Here is a 20,443-nt window from a genome sequence, read left to right on the forward strand (position 1 = left end):
TAAATTTTATGGAACCGATTACAATAAAAGTAAGTAATAGAACCGGTTCCATTAATAAGGGAGGTTATTTGGATGAATTATAAAAAGTCGGCAGAAGAGATTCTTGAAGCCATAGGTGGTGAGGACAATTTAGACGCCATGGCACATTGTGCGACGAGATTACGACTGGTATTAAATGATGAAAGTAAAGTAGATGAAGACAAATTATCTAAGATGGATGTGGTCAAAGGGACTTTTTCTACTGGAGGACAATATCAAATTATCATTGGTTCAGGTACAGTAAATAAAGTGTTTAATGAATTAGAACACATTACTGGAAAAGAAGCATCCACTACAGCAGATGTTAAAGATAAATCGACCCAAAATATGAACCCATTACAGCGTTTTGTAAAAATGTTGTCTGATATTTTTGTTCCTATTATTCCAGCCATCGTTGCTGGTGGTTTATTAATGGGGATTAACAATATTTTAACAGCACCTGATTTATTTTATGACAATAAATCATTGATTCAAGTCCATAGCCAATTTGCTGGATTAGCAGATATGATTAATATATTTGCCAATGCGCCATTTACCTTGCTACCAATTCTTATTGGATTTAGTGCAGCGAAGCGGTTTGGTGGTAATCCATTCTTAGGTGCGGCATTAGGTATGATTTTAGTGCATCCATCTTTAATGAGTGCATATGATTTTCCTAAGGCAGTAGAAGCAGGAAAAGCTATTCCACATTGGGACATATTTGGATTACATATTAACCAAGTGGGTTATCAAGGACAAGTTCTACCAATGCTAGTGGCTGCATACATCCTAGCTACGATTGAAAAAGCATTACGCAAGGTGATACCAACAGTCTTGGATAATTTATTAACGCCATTACTATCTATCTTAGTTACAGCATTTTTAACATTTTTATTTGTAGGACCAATCACGAGACAATTAGGATATTGGTTATCAGATGGATTAACATGGTTATACGAATTTGGTGGTGCAATTGGAGGATTTATCTTTGGCTTATTCTATGCGCCAATCGTTATAACAGGTATGCATCATAGCTTTATTGCGGTTGAAACAACGTTAATTGCAGATCAAGCAAAAACAGGGGGATCATTTATTTTCCCAATAGCCACTATGTCAAATGTAGCGCAAGGTGGTGCAGCATTAGCAGCATTCTTAATTATTAAAAATAATAAGAAACTGAAAGGTGTTGCTTCAGCTGCAGGTATTTCAGCATTACTTGGTATAACAGAACCAGCAATGTTCGGTGTTAACTTGAAACTTAGATATCCATTTATTGGTGCTATTTTAGGTTCAGCTGTTGGTTCAGCATATATTTCATTCTTTAAAGTCAAAGCGATTGCATTAGGTACTGCAGGATTACCTGGTTTCATTTCAATTAACCCTGCTCATGCAGGTTGGCTACATTACTTTATAGGAATGTTTATTGCCTTTGTCGTCTCAGTTTCAGTAACAATCGTATTATCACGAAGAAAAGCTTATAAAGCAGCTGCAGAATAATAGAATAGATTTATAACAAAAAAGGTAATTTCTACCGAGTTTAAGATAGAAATTACCTTTTTGATTACATTTTCTGTTTACGCCATAAGAAGATACTTACGATTGTAACAAGAATAAGTGATATACCAACGATTACGAGCCAAGACATATAGCTCTTTTCATCGAGGGGAAGTGGAACGTTCATACCAAAGAAACTAAATACTAATGTAGGTAAAGTAAGTAATACAGTGAATAACGTTAAAGTCTTCATAATATTATTCATTTCGTTTGATAATAGCGATGAATAAGAAGTAGTAATACTTTCTAGAATACCTGTATATAGTTCGGTCGTTTCAATTGCTTGGTTATTTTCAATGACTAAATCTTCTAATAAATCTTCGTCTTCTTCAAAACGCTTAATAGCAGGTAAACGGAATAATTTTTTAATAATTGTATCGTTACCTTTTAGTGCAGCTAAGAAGTATACTAAACTTTTTTCGACTTCCATTAATTTATAAAGCTGTCTGTTTGTAATATTATTTTTCAATTCACGTTCAATACGGATTCGTGATTTATTTAATAATCTTAAATTTCTGTTGTAGTGATTTGAAATTGTCAATAATATATCTAATGCAAAACGACTATGAAATTTTAAATTAACGTTCTCTTGACGTGCGTAATTTTCTAAAAATTCATTTTCAGCGTCACAAATTGTTAATATAAGGCCTTTACCAATGACAATACCTAGCGGAATTGTAACGAATGATAATACACGACGATTTGTAGAGCTAACAATTGGTAAGTCGATGATGATAAGTGAATAACCTGTATCTTCATCGTATTCTATACGTGCACTTTCATCGGCATCTAAAGGATCTCGTATAAAGTCTTCTGGAAGATTATAAGTTTCAATTAATTGTTCAATTTCTTCTCTATCCGGTTCTACAACATTAATCCATGATGCAGATTGGTCTAAAGTTGTTTCAACAATATCATTATTTGTTGAATGTTTATATGCAGTTAGCATGGTTAATGATTCCTTTCATATTCGTTTTGTTTTACTTCGTGTGAGTACGTTTATAGTGATTTTCAATCATAATACGTAAAGGCCCATTAAAGATTATTTTGTAAATGTGTTCTGTTAGGTCTTCAACGGATATACGATCTTCATCTTGCACCCAATACTTAATAGTAGAAATCGTAGCACCTGCAACATAACTGTGAAAGTACATCTCAGGAATGCCATCAATTTCATTGTCAATACTAATATATTTTTGCATATTATTCTTAATTAAGGAATATATTTTTTCTTCGAGTCGACTTTTACGGTCTAGTTGCAATATAGTATGGTAGAAATCCATATTATCAGAGATGTGTTGCAACACACTCTTTAAATTATTATTAATAAAGTTATTTGCGATAGCCTCAGGATCACTGCCCTCGAATTTATTAAATTGTGATAATGACCAAACTTCAGAAATACATTCATCTTCCATATCAGTTAATAGCATATATTTATCTTCATAATGTAAGTAGAATGTACCACGATTGATATCAGCACTATTTGAAATATCTTGAACAGTAATTTTGTCGAGGTCTTTTTGTTTTAATAATTCTGTAAAAGCACGCTTTATTGCTGTTTTTGTCTTTCTGATGCGCCTATCTTCTTTCATATTTCTCGACCTCCTATATTTTAATAGACAAAAATAACTAATCTGTTCAAAAACATACGGTATTTGAATAATTGATTATTGTTTATTTATGACTATCTCATTATAATTTACAAAGTATTAAATATTCAACACATTGTTCAATAAATATTAGGAGGTAAGTTATTCATGAATATATTTAAAAGTATTTTACTCTGGGTTACACCTTTAGCAGCGATTGCTTTATTAGTCATCTTCTCTTTAGCGTTCTACCCAGCATACAATCCAAAACCAAAAGAACTACCAATTGCTGTAGTTAATAACGATAAAGGTGTCAATATTCAGGGGAATAAAGTAAATATTGGTAAAAAAATTGAAGATAAATTAATGACTAGCAAATCTGAAACAATTAAATGGGTTAAAGTTGATCATGTATCAGATTTGCAAAATGGATTCAATAAAGAAAAATATTATGGTGCTGCCATTTTTAACGAGGATTTCTCAAAAAATGCAATGAGTAAAACTCAAAAAGTAGTTATGGACAGTAAAAAACAAGAGATGAAAGATAAAGTTGAGTCTGGTGAGGTTCCTGCTCAAGCTGCCCAACAAATGCAAAAGAAAATGGGTAATCAAAAAGTTGATGTAAAAGCAGCTACATTTAAAACTATTACTAATAAAGGTGTAAGCATGCAAGCTTCTCAAATAGTAGGTAATGTGTTAAGTGGCATGGGAGATAACCTAAATAATCAAATCACAAAACAAAGTATTCAAACATTGTCAAAACAAGATGTGAAAGTTAATCCATCAGATATTAAAGGTATTACGAATCCTGTAAAAACAGATAATCAAACGCTTCACAAAATTGAGGATCATCAAGCTGGCGGTAACGCACCATTCTTAATGTTCATGCCTGTTTGGATGGGATCATTAGTAACGTCTGTATTATTATTCTTTGCATTTAGAACAACTAATAATACATCTGTCAGACAAAGAATAATCGCTTCAATAGGTCAAATCGTGTTTGCGGTTGTAACTGCTTTATTAGCAAGTTTTGCTTTTGTAGCATTCATGCACGGTATATTAGGATTTGATTTTGGCATTGGAAACATGAGTAGAGTTGCCATCTTCATAACAATTTCAATGTTAGGATTTATCGGTTTAATCTTAGGCATCATGGTATGGTTAGGTATGAAAGCATTGCCAATCTTCATACTTCTTATGTTCTTTAGTATGCAATTGGTAACTTTACCAAAACAAATGCTTCCAAAAAATTATCAAACTTGGGTATATAGCATCGATCCATTTACACATTATGCTAATACACTAAGAAGAATTATCTATATGGGTCAACATATCGAATTGAATACTACAGTATGGATGATGCTTGGCTTTATGGCATTCGGTGTTATATCTAGCATCACATCTGCTGTTGTAAGAAAACACAGCACAAAACGTACAGAAGTTCCATCATAAGATATGAGTAAGATACGACTTCAATCTGGTGAGCAAACACCAATTTGAAGTCTTTTTTTAAAATATAAAAATCTGAAAATTTAAACTTTAATATATCGGTTGACTATATCGAAAAAGAGCGTATTATATTCGTTAGACATCTAACTAAATGAGGTGAGGGTATGGAAGTAACATATCAATATTTAGTAAGAATGTTAGCGCATGAAATGAAACATTACGCTGACCGTAAACTAAATGAATATAATGTCACTCAAGAACAAAGTCATACATTAGGTTATATGTATAGACATAAGGATAGAGGCATTACTCAGAATGAATTGCTCAATACTTTTCAACGAAAGGGATCTACTGTGAGTTCAACTTTAAAAAGTTTAGAAAATAAAGGCCTCATCTATCGTATGGTTGATCCTAATGATTCTAGACGTAAAAATTTGAAACTTACTGAAGAAGGTAATCAACTTGTTGAATCTTTTGTAACGATTTTTGATGATATAGAAGAAATACTGGTCAAAGACTTTAACAAAGAGGAAAAAGATGAATTAAAATCTTTCTTCAACAGAATGTATGAAAATATTAAGGAAGCCAATTAATTTATTAATAAATATTTTATGACTTATAAAATGCATGGTCATAAATCATTTTAATATAGGGTATCTAATGACTAAATTGAAATAAAACGTGTTTAAAGTATTTCAATAGAAGCATTGTATACCGGAGTGAGATAATGAAATTCTATGAGTTTCAGTCTTACTCCTTTAATTTTTAATTATATAGTTAGGTATCTAATTATTAGGTATCTAATATTAAAGGAGATTATGGAAATGAAAGACGAACAATTATATTATTTTGAGGAATCACCAATTATCAAAGCGATGATGCATTTCTCTTTACCAATGATGATTGGATCATTATTAAGCGTGATTTATGGTATATTAAATGTTTATTTTATAGGTTTCTTAGATAATAGCCATATGATTTCAGCAATTTCATTAACATTACCAATATTTGCAATATTGATGGCATTCGGAAACTTGTTTGGTGTAGGTGGAGGAACGTATATTTCTCGATTACTTGGTGCTAAAGACTATACAAAAAGTCATTATGTAAGTAGTTTCTCAATTTATTGCAGTTTTGTATTTGGTTTAATCATTGCGATTATCGCTTTTCCTTTTACTGATCAAATCGCAAGTGTTTTAGGAGCAAGCGGAGAAACATTAAAATATACTAGCGATTATTTAAAAATAGAGTTCTTAAGTACACCGTTTGTTATTTTATTCTTTGTGTTAGAACAATTTGCACGTGCTATCGGTAAACCAATTATTTCAATGATTGGCATGATTTCAAGTGTAGTATTGAATATGATTTTAGATCCAATATTAATATTCGGTTTTCATTTAGATGTGGTAGGTGCTGCATTAGGTACTGCCATTTCGAATCTAGTTGCTGCACTATTCTTTATTATTTATTTTGCAATGAAAGATGAAACATTGTCTTTAAAAATTAAACACGCTAAACCAACGAAAGCAATGATGCAAGAAATTTTCAAAATTGGTATTCCAGCATTCTTAATGGTTGTATTGATGGGGGTTACGGGGTTAGTCGTTAATTTATTCTTAGCTCATTATGGTAACTATGCTATTGCAAGTTATGGTATTTCATTTAGACTCGTACAATTTCCAGAATTAATTATTATGGGACTTTCAGAAGGGGTTGTACCATTAATAGCGTATAATTTTGTATCTAACAAAACACGTATGAAAGACACAATTAAAGTTGTAATTATGTCAATCGCAGCAATCTTTGCAGTATGTATGGTGATTGTAATGTTATTTGGTCATTCAATCGTTCAATTATTTAGTACTGATCCACAAATTGTCACATTAGCTACATTTATCTTAAAAGTAACAATGACTTCCTTATTGTTAAATGGTATTGGTTTCTTATTCACTGGTATGTTACAAGCGACTGGTCAAGGTCGCGGTGCAACTATTATGGCTATTGCTCAAGGTACTGTAATTATTCCAGTACTATTTACCCTAAATGCATTATTTGGTTTAACTGGTGTCATTTGGTCATTACTGATTGCCGAAACAATATGTGCACTTTTAGCTATGTTAATTGTATATTTACTAAGAAATCAATTAACAGTTGATAAAGCAGCTTTGATTGAAAACTAGTAGCAGTAGGTTTACTACTAAAGAAATGTATCAGTTATCTTGAACTGCATTTCTTATTGCACAAACACAGCTATATTCCTATAAACTAACTGGATTGCAAAATATATATAAGTTTTTATTTAGAGGGTGAATCAAAGTATTTAATACAAATTTTGATTCACTCTTTTTTGGCTAAAAGGTGACAAATTATAATAATTATTGTTAAATAGCAGACAATATCTTATTATTGATAAATGAGCAAAATTTTATAGGGGGAAGTCAATTGTGAAATTAAAGCGAGGTACAAAAGTAGTTTTGGCGACGTTATTGATGTTCTTATTAGTATTGATACCAAATTTACAGAACATAGCCTCAGCGCACGCTACATTAGAAAAAACAACACCCTCCCAAAATGGTGTGGTTTCCAAACATCCCGATAGTTTTGAATTGACATACAACGAACCAGTTAATGCAGATTATTCAGGAATAACAATCTACAATGATAAAGGTAAAAAGGTAGCCGATGTTAAACCTTCAACAACTGGTCATTCACAAACATTGTCATTTCCAGCAGACAAAGTTAAACATGGTACGCAACAAATTGAATGGCATACTGTATCAGCTGATGGACATGAAATCAGCGACCGTTTCGAATTCTCAGTAGGCAAGAAAACAGCCAATGGTGTAGATACCACACCCGCTTTTTATGAGCAACCAGATTTTTGGTTTGGTTTATTTAGATATATAGCAGAAGGTGCCACAATAATTTTAGTTGGTTTATATTGGCTTAATGGTATTGCACGACGTAATAATTTATCAACGTTTGATATTTTCCCACGACATGTGGCTGTATCTTTAATTATGATGATGGCTTATTTAATGTCACTTGTATTATATTTAATGACATTATCGTCTGATGTATTAGATGCAGTGTTAACGTTAAATCCAAGTGCCTTAATTCAATTTCCTTATATTTTAAGTTCAATAGCATTAATTACTTTAAGTGGACTTTTCGTATTAAGAAATATGGAAAAATCATGGTATTGGATTGTCTCCATTTTGATGATACTAACTTTAAGTATGTCAGGACATGCTTGGTCTCAAAGTGTGCCTCTATGGTCAATTATTTTAAGAACATTACACTTAACAGGTATCAGTTTATGGTTAGGTGCACTCGTATATTTACTTATTTCAGTATTTACACGTAAAAGAGACGCTGTAGATTTATTAAAAGAAATTTTATTTAAAGTAAATGCTGCGGCAGTTGGAATCATTATTATTTCAGGAATACTAATGTCAATTGATGAGACTAAGATATTATCAATTTGGTCGAATATGCAAACTTGGACAGTATTCTTGCTCATCAAAATAATAGGTACATTGATTATGATGGGATTAGGTTTTATGCAAACAACGCGTGCACTTAATAAAAAATATAGAGTTAACAAAATATCTTTAATTGTTGAAGTAACGATTGGTATTGTACTTATTCTTGCCGGTGTTATTATGAGTCAAATCAGTATTCCATAAAAAGGAGAACAAGAAATGTTTAAAAAATTATTAGCAACAAGTTTATTACTCTTCTTTACAGTTGGCTTCTTTAAGGTTGCCGATGCACATGTCACTTTAAATCCTAAAGCTGTAGATCCAGAATCTTACGAACGTGTAGACGTACGAGTACCCGTAGAACAAAAAGATCATACTAAGAAAGTTGAATTAGACGTTCCTAAAGATGTTCAAGTTGTGAATATTCAACCTGTAGATGAGTATAAATATAAATTAGATAAAGATAAAAAAGGTAACATTACTAAAATTACTTGGACGGCTAAAGGTAAAGGGATTGGTCCAGATGAATTTATCGATTTACCTGTCATCGTCGCAAGCCCTAAAGAAGAAGGTAAATACGCGTTTAAAGCGATTCAAACGTATGATAATGGAGATAAAGTTAAGTGGACTGGCAAAGAAAACAGTGAACATCCAGCGCCAACTTTAGAAGTTAAAAAAGATGCGAATGCAGTAGAAACTAAAGATGAAAAAACGAAAGATACTTCTAATGCACAACAATCATCAGGTGGTTCAATTGCATTATGGATTGTATCAATTATTGCAATTATCTTGTCATTAGTAGCATTGTTTAAACATTCTAGAAATAAATAGAATTAGGTTTATAAAGGGAGTGGGACAGAATTCTTTTTAAATTCGTCGTCCACTCCCCGCTTGCTTTGCTTGTAGAATTTCTTGATGAAATTCTCTTTGCTGGGGCCCCGACTCCCAACTTGCTTTGCTTGTAGAATTTCTTAGTGAAATTCTCTTTGTTGGGGCCCCGCCCGCAAGGATGACTAGAACTGGAAAAAGCTTGATTTAAGCGCCTTTTCAATTCAGTCAGCTACTGCGAATTTGCAAAATAGCATCATCATATTATTTATGTCCCAGGCTCTTCACAGCTAATCTTAGTATGTTTATTATGTTAATATTACATATTTTGTCACTTTAAAGTTATACTTAATGAATTATAATAATGATGTGAGGGAGGCATTTTTTATGCGTAGATTATTATATGCTTTTTTAGTCTATATGATACTTGGACTATTTAGTGGTTTTTACTATAGAGAATTAACAAAAGCGCATCATTTTACGGGCGATACGCAATTATCTATCGTACATACGCATACGTTGATTTTAGGTATGTTTATGTTTTTAATATTAATTCCACTTGAAAAGGTATTTAAATTAAGTAGCTATTACTTATTCAATTGGTTCTTTATTATCTACAATATCAGTGTCATTGTAACGATTGGAATGATGGTTACTAAAGGGACTTATCAAGTATTAGGTAAAAGTTACTCAGCAGAGGCATTTGCTGGCTTTGCTGGTATTGGACATACGGGTATGCTTGCTGGATTATTACTGTTATTCTTTTTAATACGTCAAGCAGCATTAAAAGAACCTAGAGACGAACAATGAAGATGAAGACTTTTTATTATGACACAGTACATGTGTTTTAATAGAAAGTCTTTTTCAATTTATAATGAATTACATACTATTTGAATGTGATTTCTTCATTAAATAGGCCACATATAGTATAATAGATAAGAAACAATGATAATTATTATCATTTATTAAGGGACACAATCTTGGGAGGATGAATTATGCAAGATGTAACAATTATTGGGGGCGGTCCTGCAGGTTTATTTGCTAGTTTTTATTCTGGACTACGTGGCATGTCAGTGAGAATCATTGACGTTCAAGATAAACTAGGTGGTAAAATGCAAATCTATCCAGAGAAAATTATTTGGGACATTGGCGGTGTTGCACCGAAGCCATGTTATGAAATTATAAAGGATATGATTGAACAAGGTTTACATTTTAATCCCGAAGTTAATTTAAATGAACGCGTTACGGATATTCGAAAAGTTGCCGAACAACACTTTGAAGTTGAAACAGAAGAAGGTAATATTTATGAGTCTAAGGCTGTTATATTTGCTGTTGGTGGAGGTATTATAAATCCTAAGCCACTTAATATTAAGGATGCTGAACGTTATCATTTAACCAATCTACATTATGTAGTGCAATCATTTTCAAAATTTAAAGGGAAAGATATTTTAATTTCTGGTGGCGGGAATACGGCACTTGATTGGGCAAGAGATTTATCAGGTATCGCAAAATCTATTACATTGATTTATAGAAAGCCAGAAATCCGTGGTTACGAGGCGATGATTAAGGTGCTTGAAGATTTAAATGTTACCTTATTGCCTAAAACTCAAATTAGTGAGCTTATTGGTGATAGAGACTGTGAACATATTCGAGAAGTTAAGCTCGAAAATATAGAATCTGGAGAAACCACTACGAAAGAATTTGATGACGTCATCATTAGTCACGGATTTGATCATGAAAATCCTTTATTAAAAGATTGCACTTCAAAACTAGATTTATATGATGAATATCGCGTCAAAGGATTTGGTAATACTACAACTAATATTCCAGGTATCTTTGCTTGTGGAGACATTGTACATCATGACGCCAAAGTACATTTAATTGCGAGCGCATTTAGTGATGCAGGAAACGCAGCAAACTTAGCTAAACTATATATCGAGCCTGACGCATATAAAGAAGGATATGTTTCGAGCCATAATGATATCTTTAAAGCGTCGAATAAAGAAATAATTAATAAATATTTATAGAATACAAAAGGGGATGTCACTATGATTAAATATTCAAATGAAGCACCACAAGTTCAGGCGTATTGTGATTTAAGAGTTAAAACTGGTATGAGTCCTAAATCAGAAGCGGCTGCACGTAATGGTTTACCTAACGCGTGCTACAATATTACGATTTACGATGATGATAAATTGATAGCTATGGGAAGAGTCATAGGTGATGGAGGAACTGCGTTTCAAGTCGTAGATGTAGCGGTGGATCCTGATTACCAAGGCCAAGGGTATGGCAGAATGATTCTTGAAAAGATAATGGCATATGTTGAAGAGGTAGCTGAGCAAGGCACATACGTTAGCTTAATTGCAGATTATCCAGCTGATAAGTTATATGAAAAGTTTGGCTTTCAATCAACTGAACCAAAGTCTGGTGGCATGTATATTGTATATAAATAATAAGAAAAAGTCGCTGAGTAGAACAAATGCTCAGCGACTTTTGTTATTACGTTATGCATTAAAATCTATAACGATACGACCTGTATTTTTATGGTTTAATACGGATTCAATACCATTCGGCAAATCAGAAAATGAAATTTTTCGTTTAATTTCATGCAACATATCAGATTTTAAATCAGTGGCTAAACGTCTCCATACACGTTCGCGTAATTTCATTGGTGTGAATACAGAATCAATGCCGACGAGACTCACACCTCTTAAAATATATGGATATACGGTAGCATCGAATTTGACACCGCCTGTCAATCCAATTAATGCAACGCCACCATTATTTTCTATGCGATTTGTAACGTATGGTGTGCCTGCACCACCAATTGGATCAATGGCAGCTTGCCAAGTACGAGAACCTAAAGGTTTGTCGTCATTTTCAGATATACGATCAATGATTTCTTTAGCGCCTAAATGTTCTAACTTTTCAACCGCCTCTTTATTACCAGTACTTGCTACTACTTTATAACCTAAATTTGAAAGCATTAATACCGCTAATGATCCTACACCACCGGAAGCACCTCTTACGAGTACTTTTCCACCTTCAAGTGTCATAAATCCTGCTTTTTCTAATTTTTCAATCGCTAAGCCTGCTGTATAACCGGCAGTACCATAAATCATAGATTCTTCCAATGTAAGATTATCAGGTAGTTTAACAATCCAATCTGATTTCACACGTGCATATTCACTGAAGCCACCATAATGATCAACACCTAAGTCATAGCTTGTCACAATTACTTCTTCGCCTTCTTCAACAGTAGGGTCATCAGATTCTACGACTGTACCCGCTAAATCAATGCCGGGAACCATAGGATAGTTTTTAACAATATTATTATTATCCGTCGTTGCTAAAGCGTCTTTATAGTTGATACCAGAATAATGAACTTTAATTAACACTTCTCCTTCAGGTAAGTCATCTGTGGTCATTTGTGTAAAGTCACTCTTTACTTTTCCATCTTGTTCTTTGTCGACTAAAAATGCTTTAAATTCTTTACTCATAAATGTCGCGCTCCTTTTTAAAGAATGTATTTATCATAATACTTAATATACCCGTTAGTAAAAATGAGTATGCTAATGCGAATCTATTTATAAGAAAAAATTAGTCTTTAACATGAAAGCAAAAAATAAAAAAATTGTTAATTAAAAATACATTTGAATTGTTATTGACACATAATAAGGACAAACATATAATTAATTTTGATAATGATTATCAATTGAAATTGGCGTGCTTTTCTAGTGGATAAGGTCTTTGTAGCAAAACATCAAAGCTATAAAGTTCATGGATTACTATTAAATACTTCAGCATCGATAGATAATTAACGAAATTCTTATGAGGTGACTAGATTATGAAAAAATTACCAACTATTTTATTAGCTTCATCACTACTTTTAGCAGCATGTGGAAACGGTAGCCATAGTGATGACAGTAGTAATAAAGATAAGCAATCTCAAAGTAGTAGTGGTGGAAACAAAGCAGAACTTAAAAAAGCGACTAAAGAATATGAAAAGTATACAGATAATCAACTTAATAAATTCTTGGAAGGTACAGAAAAATTTGTTGCAGCAGTTAAAGCAGATGATATGGATAAAGCAAAAGAATTATATCCTAAAGTACGTATGTACTATGAACGCTCCGAGCCAGTAGCTGAAGCATTTGGTGATTTAGATCCAAAAATTGATGCGCGTTTAGCTGACATGAAAGAAGAGAAAAAAGAAGACCAATGGACTGGTTATCATAAAATTGAAAAATCACTATATCAAGATAATAAAATTGACGACACTACAAAAAAAGATGCTGATCAATTATTAAAAGACGCTAAAGAATTGCATGCTAAAGCGGATACTTTAGATATTACACCTAAACTCATGTTACAAGGCTCAGTAGATTTATTAAATGAAGTTTCAACTTCAAAAATTACGGGTGAAGAAGAAATTTATTCTCATACAGATTTATATGACTTCAAAGCAAACATTCAAGGTGCACAAAAAATCTATGATTTATTTAAACCTGAATTAGAGAAAAAAGATAAAAAATTAAGTTCAGATATTCAAAAGAACTTTGATAAAGTAAATAGCTTATTGGATAAATATAAAGATGGTGATGGCTATAAAGATTATAGTGCGGTTACGAAGAAAGATAGAAAAGCACTATCGGATGCTGTTAACGCACTTGGAGAACCTTTAAGTAAAATGGCTGTGGTTACAGAATGAGTAAACTAGATGATCAACAAACCTCTCAAGTCTCACGCCGTTCATTTTTAAAAATGCTAGGAATAGGTGGTGCAGGTGTTGTAATAGGTGCTAGTGGTGCAGGTAGTATCTTCTCATTTAAATCAATGTTTGATACACCTGAAAATGAAGAAAAAGGTGCCTTCGAATTTTATGGCAAAGTGCAAGCAGGTATAACAACACCTACCCAAAAAAATTGTAATTTCGTAGCATTAGATTTAAAAACGAAAGATAAAGCTACAATCAAAGATATGTTTAAAAAATGGACGCAAATGTCTGTAAATATGACAGACGGTTCTCCAGCAGAAAAAGATAGTCAAAATGTATTAATGCCACCAGTAGATACGGGAGAGTCTATCGGCTTAGGAGCAAGTAAATTAACAATAACGTATGGTGTAAGTAAATCATTTTTAAAAAAAGTAGGTTTGTCATCTAAAATACCCTCAGGATTTAAAGATTTACCACATTTTCCAAATGATCAATTAGACGATGAATATAGTGATGGAGATATCATGATTCAAGCGTGTTCAAATGATCCGCAAGTGACATTTCACGCAATACATAATTTGATTCGCCCATTTAGAGACGTTGTCAAAATGAGATGGTCACAAAATGGATTTGTTTCAGGTAAATTAGAAGAAACACCTAGAAATTTAATGGCTTTTAAAGATGGCACAGTTAATCCAAGAAAAAATGATGAACTTAAAAAGTATGTCTTTATAGATGATGGATGGGCTAAAAATGGTACGTATTGTATTATTAGACGCATCCAAATTCATATCGAAACATGGGACCGTACATCATTAGAAGAACAAGAAGCCACTTTTGGTCGTAAACGAGCATCTGGTGCGCCGTTAACTGGTAAAAAAGAATTTGATAGTTTAGATTTAGATGCAAAAGATAGTACAGGTGAATATGTTATAGATAAAGATGCACATGCACGATTAGCACATGAAGCTAAGACAAGTATTAAACGCCGTGCATATAATTATAGCGATGGAACAAATGCGAAGACAGGTAATTTGGAAACGGGATTATTATTTATTTGTTTCCAAAAATCAACACAACAATTTATCGATATTCAAAATCATCTAGGTCATAGTGATAAATTAAATGAATATATTACACATCGAGGTTCCGCATCCTTCCTTGTATTGCCAGGTGTTCAAAAAGGAGGCTATCTCGGTGAAACATTATTTGGTTAAAATACTTATCGCAGTGGTATTAACAGTCACAATTGTAAGAGTGATGCCATCTGTTCCTGTACATGCTGCTGAAGATAGCAAAATAAGTGACATCTATGTTGCTATTACTGATGCTAAATCAACTTTGGAAGATAAAGATAAGAGTGACAAAGAAAAACAATCTGCTGTCAATGACATAAAATCAAAGATAAAATCATTACACATTAAAGATAATAAAGAAGGTAAAGATGTTAAGTCTAAGCTAGAAGCGGTTGATAAAGCGACATCATCTGACAAAAAGGCTGACAAACTTTCGGAACTTACAAAATCTTTAATTACTTATGAAAATACTGTATCAACAAAAGATATTTCAGGTGAAATTAAAGCGTTAAAACAGCAAGTGGATGCTAAAGATGACCAAATAAAAAAGGCCATTAAAAGTAAAGATGAAGCAGAGTTACAATCTATTAATAATAGTTTGAATCAGATTTGGACAAGTCATGAAACATCTATTCGTAATTATGATGAAGGTAAATACGGACAAATTGAAGTTAATCTAATGCAACTTCGAGTTGCTATTCAAAAAGAACCTTTAGATACGAAAAAAGTGGATAATGCATGGACTACTTACAAATCAAGTATTGATACAGTTGACCAAAAACAATCCAGTCAAGAAACTGGTAAATATAAAGTGACGCAGCTAAATGATGAGCTAGATAAAGCGATTAAAGGTATTGATGACAATCATTTGGATCAAACTGACGCAGCACTATCTAAGTTCGTTCAAATTTGGCCATATGTTGAAGGTAAAATTCAAACTAAAAATGGCTCTCTATACACTACAATTGAAGACAAAATACCTTATTATCAAAGTATATTAGATAATAGTAATAAAGATCGTGTGAAAAAGGGATTACAAGAGATTAATTCTGATATTAAAGACACAGTTGGTCAAGAAGGTTATTCTTTCATTGATGTTATGATTATCTTCTTACGTGAAGGATTAGAAGTATTATTAATCATCATGACTTTAACGACAATGACACGTAATGTTAAGGACAATAAAGGTACAGCCAGTGTAATTGGTGGTGCGGTATTAGGTTTAATATTAAGTATCACATTAGCAGTTGTATTCATTCAGACACTTGGCAATAATGGATTGTTACGTGAAGGAATGGAAGCTACGCTAGGTATTATCGCAGTGATTTTAATGTACGTGGTAGGTATTTGGATGCATCGACGTTCAAGTGCGAAACGTTGGAATGATATGATTCAAAATATGTATCAAAATGCCATAAGTAACGGTAACCTCGTATTGTTAGGTACAATAGGTTTAATTTCTGTCCTACGTGAAGGTGTAGAGGTTATTATCTTCTACATGGGTATGATAGGCAGTATTACAACAATGGACTTTGTTGTAGGTATTGCTTTAGCCATTGTTATTTTAGTGATCTTCGCATTATTATTTAGATTTATAGTGAAACTCATACCGATTTATTATATCTTCAGAGTGTTATCGATTTTAATCTTTATTATGGCATTCAAGATGCTCGGTGTTAGTATTCAGAAATTGCAATTGTTGGGCACAGTGCCACAACATGGTGTAGAAGGCTTACCAACCATAGGTCTAATTGGTTTCTACCCAAGTGTTGAAACGATTGTCGCTCAATTGATTTATATTATATTAATTGTTTTCTTTGTTTTGAAAAGTCGCAAAGACAAACAAGAGAAACGTGTAAAATAAAATTATCCATCATAAATAGACCCTCGAGTGCGTTCATGAATAAGAACACATTCGAGGGTCTATGATTTGCATTAATTGAAATATGAAGTCTAGGACTTACGCTGTGCTATTTTAGCGATGAGCATACTAAACTCAAATAAAATAATAAGTGGCAAAGTGAGTAATAAATTTAAAGTAATATCTGGTGGTGCGATAATACTTGCTATAACGAAACAACCAAAGTAAATATATTTACGATACTTATGTAATTCATTAACTTCAATAAGGTCGAATTTTGCTAATCCTAAAAACAGAGTTGGAAGTTGAAATAGTATTCCAAATATTAATAACCATCTTATTAGTTCGTGTAAATATGCTTTAAATCCAATAACAGGTTCTATACTTAAGATTGTAGATAAGGTTAATGAAAATTTGATAATTAATGGAAAACCTATAAAAAACGCAAAGGCAACACCAAATATAAATAATAGAGCACACCATATACTAAATTTATAAATAAAGCCTCTTTCATGGGGATGAAGACCTGGTGCTATAAATGCCCACAATTGATAAAAAATAATCGGAATTATTAGGCACAATGCAACGAAGAAAATAATCATAATATAAATTTGAATCATTTCAGTAAATGAAAAAGCATGTAAGGTTACATGTGCACGTTTTATATAATGAATAAATGGTTTAATCCACCAATGTGACGATATATATACGATAATTGTAGAAATCACAAAAGCAATAAACACTTTGACGATTCGTGAGCGTAGCTCATCAAAGTGTTCTAACAGCGTTGAATTATTTAGAGTGTTCTCGTTGTTGTTTTGACTCTTTACTGGGAGTGTCATGCACATCATCTGTATTCATATGTTCAGCAGCTGACTTGAATTCTTTTAACGTACTACCAATGGCTCTTCCAAACTGTGGTAATTTTTTTGGACCGAAAATGATTAAAGCGATAATACTGATTACTACTAAACTTGTTGGGCCTGTAATGCCTAAAACAAACATATCTTGGAACATATTTAAAACCTCACTCTTGTTATATACTAATATCATCTTTACTTTATACTCATTGATAAGTATTATCAATAGTAAATTGATATATTCACAAATTAATTAAATTTAAATGTCTATAAAGTATTTGATAGGGAACACAATATGATAAGCATTGAGTAAAAATCGTTTATATTCAAAAAGGGGGAATAGCGATGTCAGAGACAATTGAAAGAATTAAAGAGAATGAAGTTAGTGCGTTACGACAAATTTCTGAAACGACATTTTATGATACTTTTGAAGGTGAATATACGGAAGAAGATTTTAAGAAATTTTTTGAGGACAATTACAATGAACCATTGTTACTAAAAGAAATGGCTAATCCAGACTCATACCATTACTTCTATAAAATCGATCATCAAATCGCTGGTTACTTAAAGTTAAATACTGGTAAAGCACAAACGGAACCTAAAGGCGATGATTATTTAGAAATTCAACGTATTTATTTCTATAAAACATATCAAGGTGGAGGCAGAGGTAAACATTTAATTAATCTTGCAATTGAAAAAGCACAAAAATTAAACAAAACAAAAATTTGGCTTGGTGTGTGGGAACATAATCATCAGGCATTGAATTTTTATAAAAAGCATGGCTTTGAAGTTACTGGACAACACGAGTTTCATACTGGAAATGTTATTGATATAGATTTAATCATGGAAAGAAGCGTTTAAGTAAATTCAGTTTAATATTAATAGAGCCGACATGTATCTTCATGTGAAGTCATGTCGGCCATTTTATTGATTTATTTATCGTTTAAGATATCTCTCATTAACTGTGTTAACTTCTTCAAAGAAGTATTATGCGTATTTACAAGTGGATGGTTTGGTAATTCAGTAAGCGTGTGATGAATTAAATTATCATGTAATAATGTCTCATCTGTATACCAAACTTTAGACAAACTGTCCATAACATCGTCGTATACACCACGTTCTTGTTTATAAGCATCATGATTAGGAGTGAAAAGACAAACTTTCTTATCTATAGTTAATGCATCAAAAATGATTGATGAATAGTCAGTAATGACGACATCTGCAACTAATATTAAGTCTTGGGTTTCAATATTTGCAGGCGCTACGATAACGCCATCTGGAATATCATGATTGGTATCTTCGACATGACCTTTAAATACAATGTGATATTCATTCAATAATTCTGGTGTAATGGTTAATAATTCAATATCGCTATTTTTTGCATGCCAAGTTGGAACATATAGCAATATTGGTTTGGTACGATCGACATCTAATGCATCTTTAACTTTCTTTTGATGGTTTTTGTCATTTTGATAATGTAATAAATAGCTCACTCTTGGGTAACCGTACGGAATCATTTGCGTATGCTGATTAGGAAAGGCAGTTTCAAACAAACCTTCGGCAGCTACTGAATCTGTTAATAGATAATCTTGATGTAACCATTTATTATATTTGCGTGCTTTATAATTATAAATATTTTTGTTTTGATCAGGTTCTTTACTGTCTAAGAATAGTTTCTTAATAGGTGTACCATGCCATAATTGAATAACTTTACCGTTTGGTTTAAATTCATCAGGAATATAACTTTCGGTAACAACAATACGTGCTGACTCAATCAACGCTTTGTTACCTTCAGCATCAGTCGGTAAAAAGTATGGTCCACGTCTATCATTCGTGATGAAATAGGCTTCGGTTGTAGGATTTCTTTTTACAAAATAATTAAATAAATACTTGGAATTGCCACGATAACCATAATCAAAGCCTAGAAAGACAACGTGGTTTTTAACTTGTGATTGATCTTTTTCATAAACATAACTTAAATTTCGATGGTTCTTTAAAGCATGATTATGCATTTTATGATATAGCCATTTAGGTAGTTTGAATTTAGTTGTAACTAACCAACTATCAGCAAAGCGCATCTCTTCTTCTTTACCTGGAAATTTAAATTTAGAATATGGAATTGGATGACCATCTATGTATGCTAGTTTATTTAAATCGAAATGATTGATTTGTTTTATGTCATGAATATTTAATGATTTCCAAAAGACTTTACTCGTCGGTATTCGATTAGCAAAATCAAATACAACATGATTATCAATATCTATTTCATCTTTTAAAACAGTGATAACGGCTAAGTCCATAATGGAGTGAATATCATGTTTAGATAAATGTAATAGTGTGGCGTCAATATCATAAATAAGGTTTGGATAATGATTAATATTTTTCATCCATGATAAAAAGTTTAATTTATCTTCTCCGAAATAACGACAGTCATTTAAATATAGTGCATTAATTGTGTAATCTACTGCAATTGAGTTGTGAGTTAATTCTACTGCTTCTAACATTTCTTGATTGATTTTTATGTCATTGGAATAAGGAATAAAATGTGAAAAGCCTGCTGATTTAGCCTTTTTAAGTTGTAATTCAAGATGTAACATATTTGAGATATTTATTTGTTTAATCATCATACATTATCCTTTTACTCGTAAATTTCATATATTCATTTTACCACGGGCATTAAAAAAAATCACAATTCCCATCACTATACATCATAATTTTGCGTGAAAATTCCGAAAAAAATAATAGAAAAATCTTGAAAATCATTTTTGTTAAAAATTTCACAAAAACTTGATTTAAATTACTATATAGTATTGTCATTCATATAAAAAGGTGTTATATTTTTATTGTGAAAAAGTTCACAAGATATAAAAATTGTGAAATCTAGCATTGTTAAGTTGTCGACAATATTAATTTAAGTAAATAACTATATATCTTGAAAAAGATGAAATAGTTCACATAGCTAGAAACTTATTAATAAAAAATAAAGGAAAGAGAGTCAAAATT

General features: G+C 32.0%; 19 protein-coding genes. 13 read left to right on the forward strand and 6 right to left on the reverse strand.

The features are described from left to right. The first annotated feature begins 72 nt into the window (after positions 1-72). The gene (locus HYI43_03160; GenBank protein UDI77596.1) at positions 73-1,515 is read left to right on the forward strand and encodes a PTS sucrose transporter subunit IIBC; all 1,443 of its coding nucleotides are present in this window, start codon (positions 73-75) and stop codon (positions 1,513-1,515) included. A 64-nt stretch (positions 1,516-1,579) separates the two neighbouring features. Here the strand turns inward: HYI43_03160 and HYI43_03165 are convergent, their stop codons facing one another. Together HYI43_03165 and HYI43_03170 are read right to left on the reverse strand one after the other, a co-directional pair. Then, positions 1,580-2,521: a magnesium transporter CorA family protein gene (locus HYI43_03165; GenBank protein ID UDI77597.1), complete on the reverse strand. Its 942-nt coding sequence runs from the start codon at positions 2,519-2,521 to the stop codon at positions 1,580-1,582. 31 nt (positions 2,522-2,552) lie between these two features. Continuing rightward, positions 2,553-3,167 carry a TetR/AcrR family transcriptional regulator gene (locus HYI43_03170; protein UDI77598.1) on the reverse strand — a complete coding sequence of 205 codons (615 nt, stop codon included), beginning with the start codon at positions 3,165-3,167 and terminating at the stop codon, positions 2,553-2,555. Between the two features lie 165 nt (positions 3,168-3,332). On the opposite strand from HYI43_03170, the gene HYI43_03175 reads away from it, so the two are divergent. The 8 genes from HYI43_03175 to HYI43_03210 all read left to right on the forward strand — a co-directional run bounded on the left by HYI43_03175 (position 3,333) and on the right by HYI43_03210 (position 11,379). Next, positions 3,333-4,616, forward strand: a complete 1,284-nt coding sequence (locus HYI43_03175; protein ID UDI77599.1) for an ABC transporter permease — start codon at positions 3,333-3,335, stop codon at positions 4,614-4,616. A gap of 161 nt (positions 4,617-4,777) precedes the next feature. Continuing rightward, complete coding sequence (locus HYI43_03180; protein ID UDI77600.1) at positions 4,778-5,206, forward strand: MarR family transcriptional regulator; 429 nt, start codon at positions 4,778-4,780, stop codon at positions 5,204-5,206. A gap of 231 nt (positions 5,207-5,437) precedes the next feature. Continuing rightward, positions 5,438-6,793, forward strand: coding sequence for an MATE family efflux transporter (locus tag HYI43_03185; GenBank protein UDI77601.1), 1,356 nt, complete (start codon positions 5,438-5,440; stop codon positions 6,791-6,793). 261 nt (positions 6,794-7,054) lie between these two features. After that, positions 7,055-8,302 carry a copper resistance protein CopC/CopD gene (locus HYI43_03190; GenBank protein ID UDI79261.1) on the forward strand — a complete coding sequence of 416 codons (1,248 nt, stop codon included), beginning with the start codon at positions 7,055-7,057 and terminating at the stop codon, positions 8,300-8,302. A gap of 15 nt (positions 8,303-8,317) precedes the next feature. Continuing rightward, on the forward strand, positions 8,318-8,929 hold the full coding sequence (locus HYI43_03195; protein ID UDI77602.1) for a YcnI family protein: 612 nt from the start codon (positions 8,318-8,320) through the stop codon (positions 8,927-8,929). Between the two features lie 384 nt (positions 8,930-9,313). Continuing rightward, positions 9,314-9,736, forward strand: a complete 423-nt coding sequence (locus HYI43_03200; protein ID UDI77603.1) for a DUF2871 domain-containing protein — start codon at positions 9,314-9,316, stop codon at positions 9,734-9,736. A 185-nt stretch (positions 9,737-9,921) separates the two neighbouring features. Next, the gene (locus tag HYI43_03205; GenBank protein ID UDI77604.1) at positions 9,922-10,953 is read left to right on the forward strand and encodes an NAD(P)/FAD-dependent oxidoreductase; all 1,032 of its coding nucleotides are present in this window, start codon (positions 9,922-9,924) and stop codon (positions 10,951-10,953) included. Positions 10,954-10,974: 21 nt separating this feature from the next. Then, on the forward strand, positions 10,975-11,379 hold the full coding sequence (locus HYI43_03210; GenBank protein ID UDI77605.1) for a GNAT family N-acetyltransferase: 405 nt from the start codon (positions 10,975-10,977) through the stop codon (positions 11,377-11,379). A gap of 51 nt (positions 11,380-11,430) precedes the next feature. Here HYI43_03210 and HYI43_03215 read toward each other — a convergent pair whose 3' ends face one another. Further along, positions 11,431-12,426 carry an acryloyl-CoA reductase gene (locus HYI43_03215; protein UDI77606.1) on the reverse strand — a complete coding sequence of 332 codons (996 nt, stop codon included), beginning with the start codon at positions 12,424-12,426 and terminating at the stop codon, positions 11,431-11,433. Positions 12,427-12,773: 347 nt separating this feature from the next. Here HYI43_03215 and HYI43_03220 point away from each other — a divergent pair, with 347 nt between their 5' ends. The 3 genes from HYI43_03220 to HYI43_03230 are packed head-to-tail and all read left to right on the forward strand — an operon-like array spanning position 12,774 to position 16,583. Next, the gene (locus HYI43_03220) at positions 12,774-13,637 is read left to right on the forward strand and encodes a hypothetical protein (GenBank protein ID UDI77607.1); all 864 of its coding nucleotides are present in this window, start codon (positions 12,774-12,776) and stop codon (positions 13,635-13,637) included. Then, positions 13,634-14,860, forward strand: a complete 1,227-nt coding sequence (gene efeB / locus HYI43_03225; GenBank protein UDI77608.1) for a deferrochelatase/peroxidase EfeB — start codon at positions 13,634-13,636, stop codon at positions 14,858-14,860. The genes HYI43_03220 and efeB overlap by 4 nt, the downstream gene beginning before the upstream one ends. After that, a complete protein-coding gene (locus HYI43_03230) occupies positions 14,841-16,583 on the forward strand; it encodes an FTR1 family protein (protein ID UDI77609.1) in 1,743 nt (580 codons plus the stop codon). Before efeB ends, HYI43_03230 begins: the two co-directional genes overlap by 20 nt. Before the next feature lie 89 nt (positions 16,584-16,672). Here the strand turns inward: HYI43_03230 and tatC are convergent, their stop codons facing one another. Together tatC and HYI43_03240 are read right to left on the reverse strand one after the other, a co-directional pair. After that, positions 16,673-17,422 carry a twin-arginine translocase subunit TatC gene (gene tatC / locus HYI43_03235; protein UDI77610.1) on the reverse strand — a complete coding sequence of 250 codons (750 nt, stop codon included), beginning with the start codon at positions 17,420-17,422 and terminating at the stop codon, positions 16,673-16,675. Then, positions 17,373-17,597 (reverse strand): twin-arginine translocase TatA/TatE family subunit, encoded by a 225-nt coding sequence (locus HYI43_03240; protein ID UDI77611.1) that lies wholly within the window; start codon positions 17,595-17,597, stop codon positions 17,373-17,375. The genes tatC and HYI43_03240 overlap by 50 nt, the downstream gene beginning before the upstream one ends. Positions 17,598-17,785: 188 nt before the next feature. Here HYI43_03240 and HYI43_03245 point away from each other — a divergent pair, with 188 nt between their 5' ends. Further along, positions 17,786-18,301, forward strand: coding sequence for a GNAT family N-acetyltransferase (locus HYI43_03245; GenBank protein UDI77612.1), 516 nt, complete (start codon positions 17,786-17,788; stop codon positions 18,299-18,301). A 71-nt stretch (positions 18,302-18,372) separates the two neighbouring features. Here HYI43_03245 and HYI43_03250 read toward each other — a convergent pair whose 3' ends face one another. Further along, positions 18,373-20,064, reverse strand: coding sequence for a CDP-glycerol glycerophosphotransferase family protein (locus tag HYI43_03250; GenBank protein UDI77613.1), 1,692 nt, complete (start codon positions 20,062-20,064; stop codon positions 18,373-18,375). Between the last annotated feature and the right edge of the window lie 379 nt (positions 20,065-20,443).

Origin of the sequence: Staphylococcus taiwanensis (assembly GCA_020544305.1) — a bacterium.
GTDB lineage: Bacteria > Bacillota > Bacilli > Staphylococcales > Staphylococcaceae > Staphylococcus > Staphylococcus taiwanensis.

Bases quoted from the DNA above. Each gene is read 5' to 3' on its own strand.
- HYI43_03160 (UDI77596.1), top strand. From the start codon at position 73: ATGAATTATAAAAAGTCGGCAGAAGAGATTCTTGAAGCCATAGGTGGT.
- HYI43_03165 (UDI77597.1), bottom strand. From the start codon at position 2,521: ATGCTAACTGCATATAAACATTCAACAAATAATGATATTGTTGAAACA.
- HYI43_03170 (UDI77598.1), bottom strand. From the start codon at position 3,167: ATGAAAGAAGATAGGCGCATCAGAAAGACAAAAACAGCAATAAAGCGT.
- HYI43_03175 (UDI77599.1), top strand. From the start codon at position 3,333: ATGAATATATTTAAAAGTATTTTACTCTGGGTTACACCTTTAGCAGCG.
- HYI43_03180 (UDI77600.1), top strand. From the start codon at position 4,778: ATGGAAGTAACATATCAATATTTAGTAAGAATGTTAGCGCATGAAATG.
- HYI43_03185 (UDI77601.1), top strand. From the start codon at position 5,438: ATGAAAGACGAACAATTATATTATTTTGAGGAATCACCAATTATCAAA.
- HYI43_03195 (UDI77602.1), top strand. From the start codon at position 8,318: ATGTTTAAAAAATTATTAGCAACAAGTTTATTACTCTTCTTTACAGTT.
- HYI43_03200 (UDI77603.1), top strand. From the start codon at position 9,314: ATGCGTAGATTATTATATGCTTTTTTAGTCTATATGATACTTGGACTA.
- HYI43_03205 (UDI77604.1), top strand. From the start codon at position 9,922: ATGCAAGATGTAACAATTATTGGGGGCGGTCCTGCAGGTTTATTTGCT.
- HYI43_03210 (UDI77605.1), top strand. From the start codon at position 10,975: ATGATTAAATATTCAAATGAAGCACCACAAGTTCAGGCGTATTGTGAT.
- HYI43_03215 (UDI77606.1), bottom strand. From the start codon at position 12,426: ATGAGTAAAGAATTTAAAGCATTTTTAGTCGACAAAGAACAAGATGGA.
- HYI43_03220 (UDI77607.1), top strand. From the start codon at position 12,774: ATGAAAAAATTACCAACTATTTTATTAGCTTCATCACTACTTTTAGCA.
- efeB (UDI77608.1), top strand. From the start codon at position 13,634: ATGAGTAAACTAGATGATCAACAAACCTCTCAAGTCTCACGCCGTTCA.
- tatC (UDI77610.1), bottom strand. From the start codon at position 17,422: ATGACACTCCCAGTAAAGAGTCAAAACAACAACGAGAACACTCTAAAT.
- HYI43_03240 (UDI77611.1), bottom strand. From the start codon at position 17,597: ATGTTCCAAGATATGTTTGTTTTAGGCATTACAGGCCCAACAAGTTTA.
- HYI43_03245 (UDI77612.1), top strand. From the start codon at position 17,786: ATGTCAGAGACAATTGAAAGAATTAAAGAGAATGAAGTTAGTGCGTTA.
- HYI43_03250 (UDI77613.1), bottom strand. From the start codon at position 20,064: ATGATTAAACAAATAAATATCTCAAATATGTTACATCTTGAATTACAA.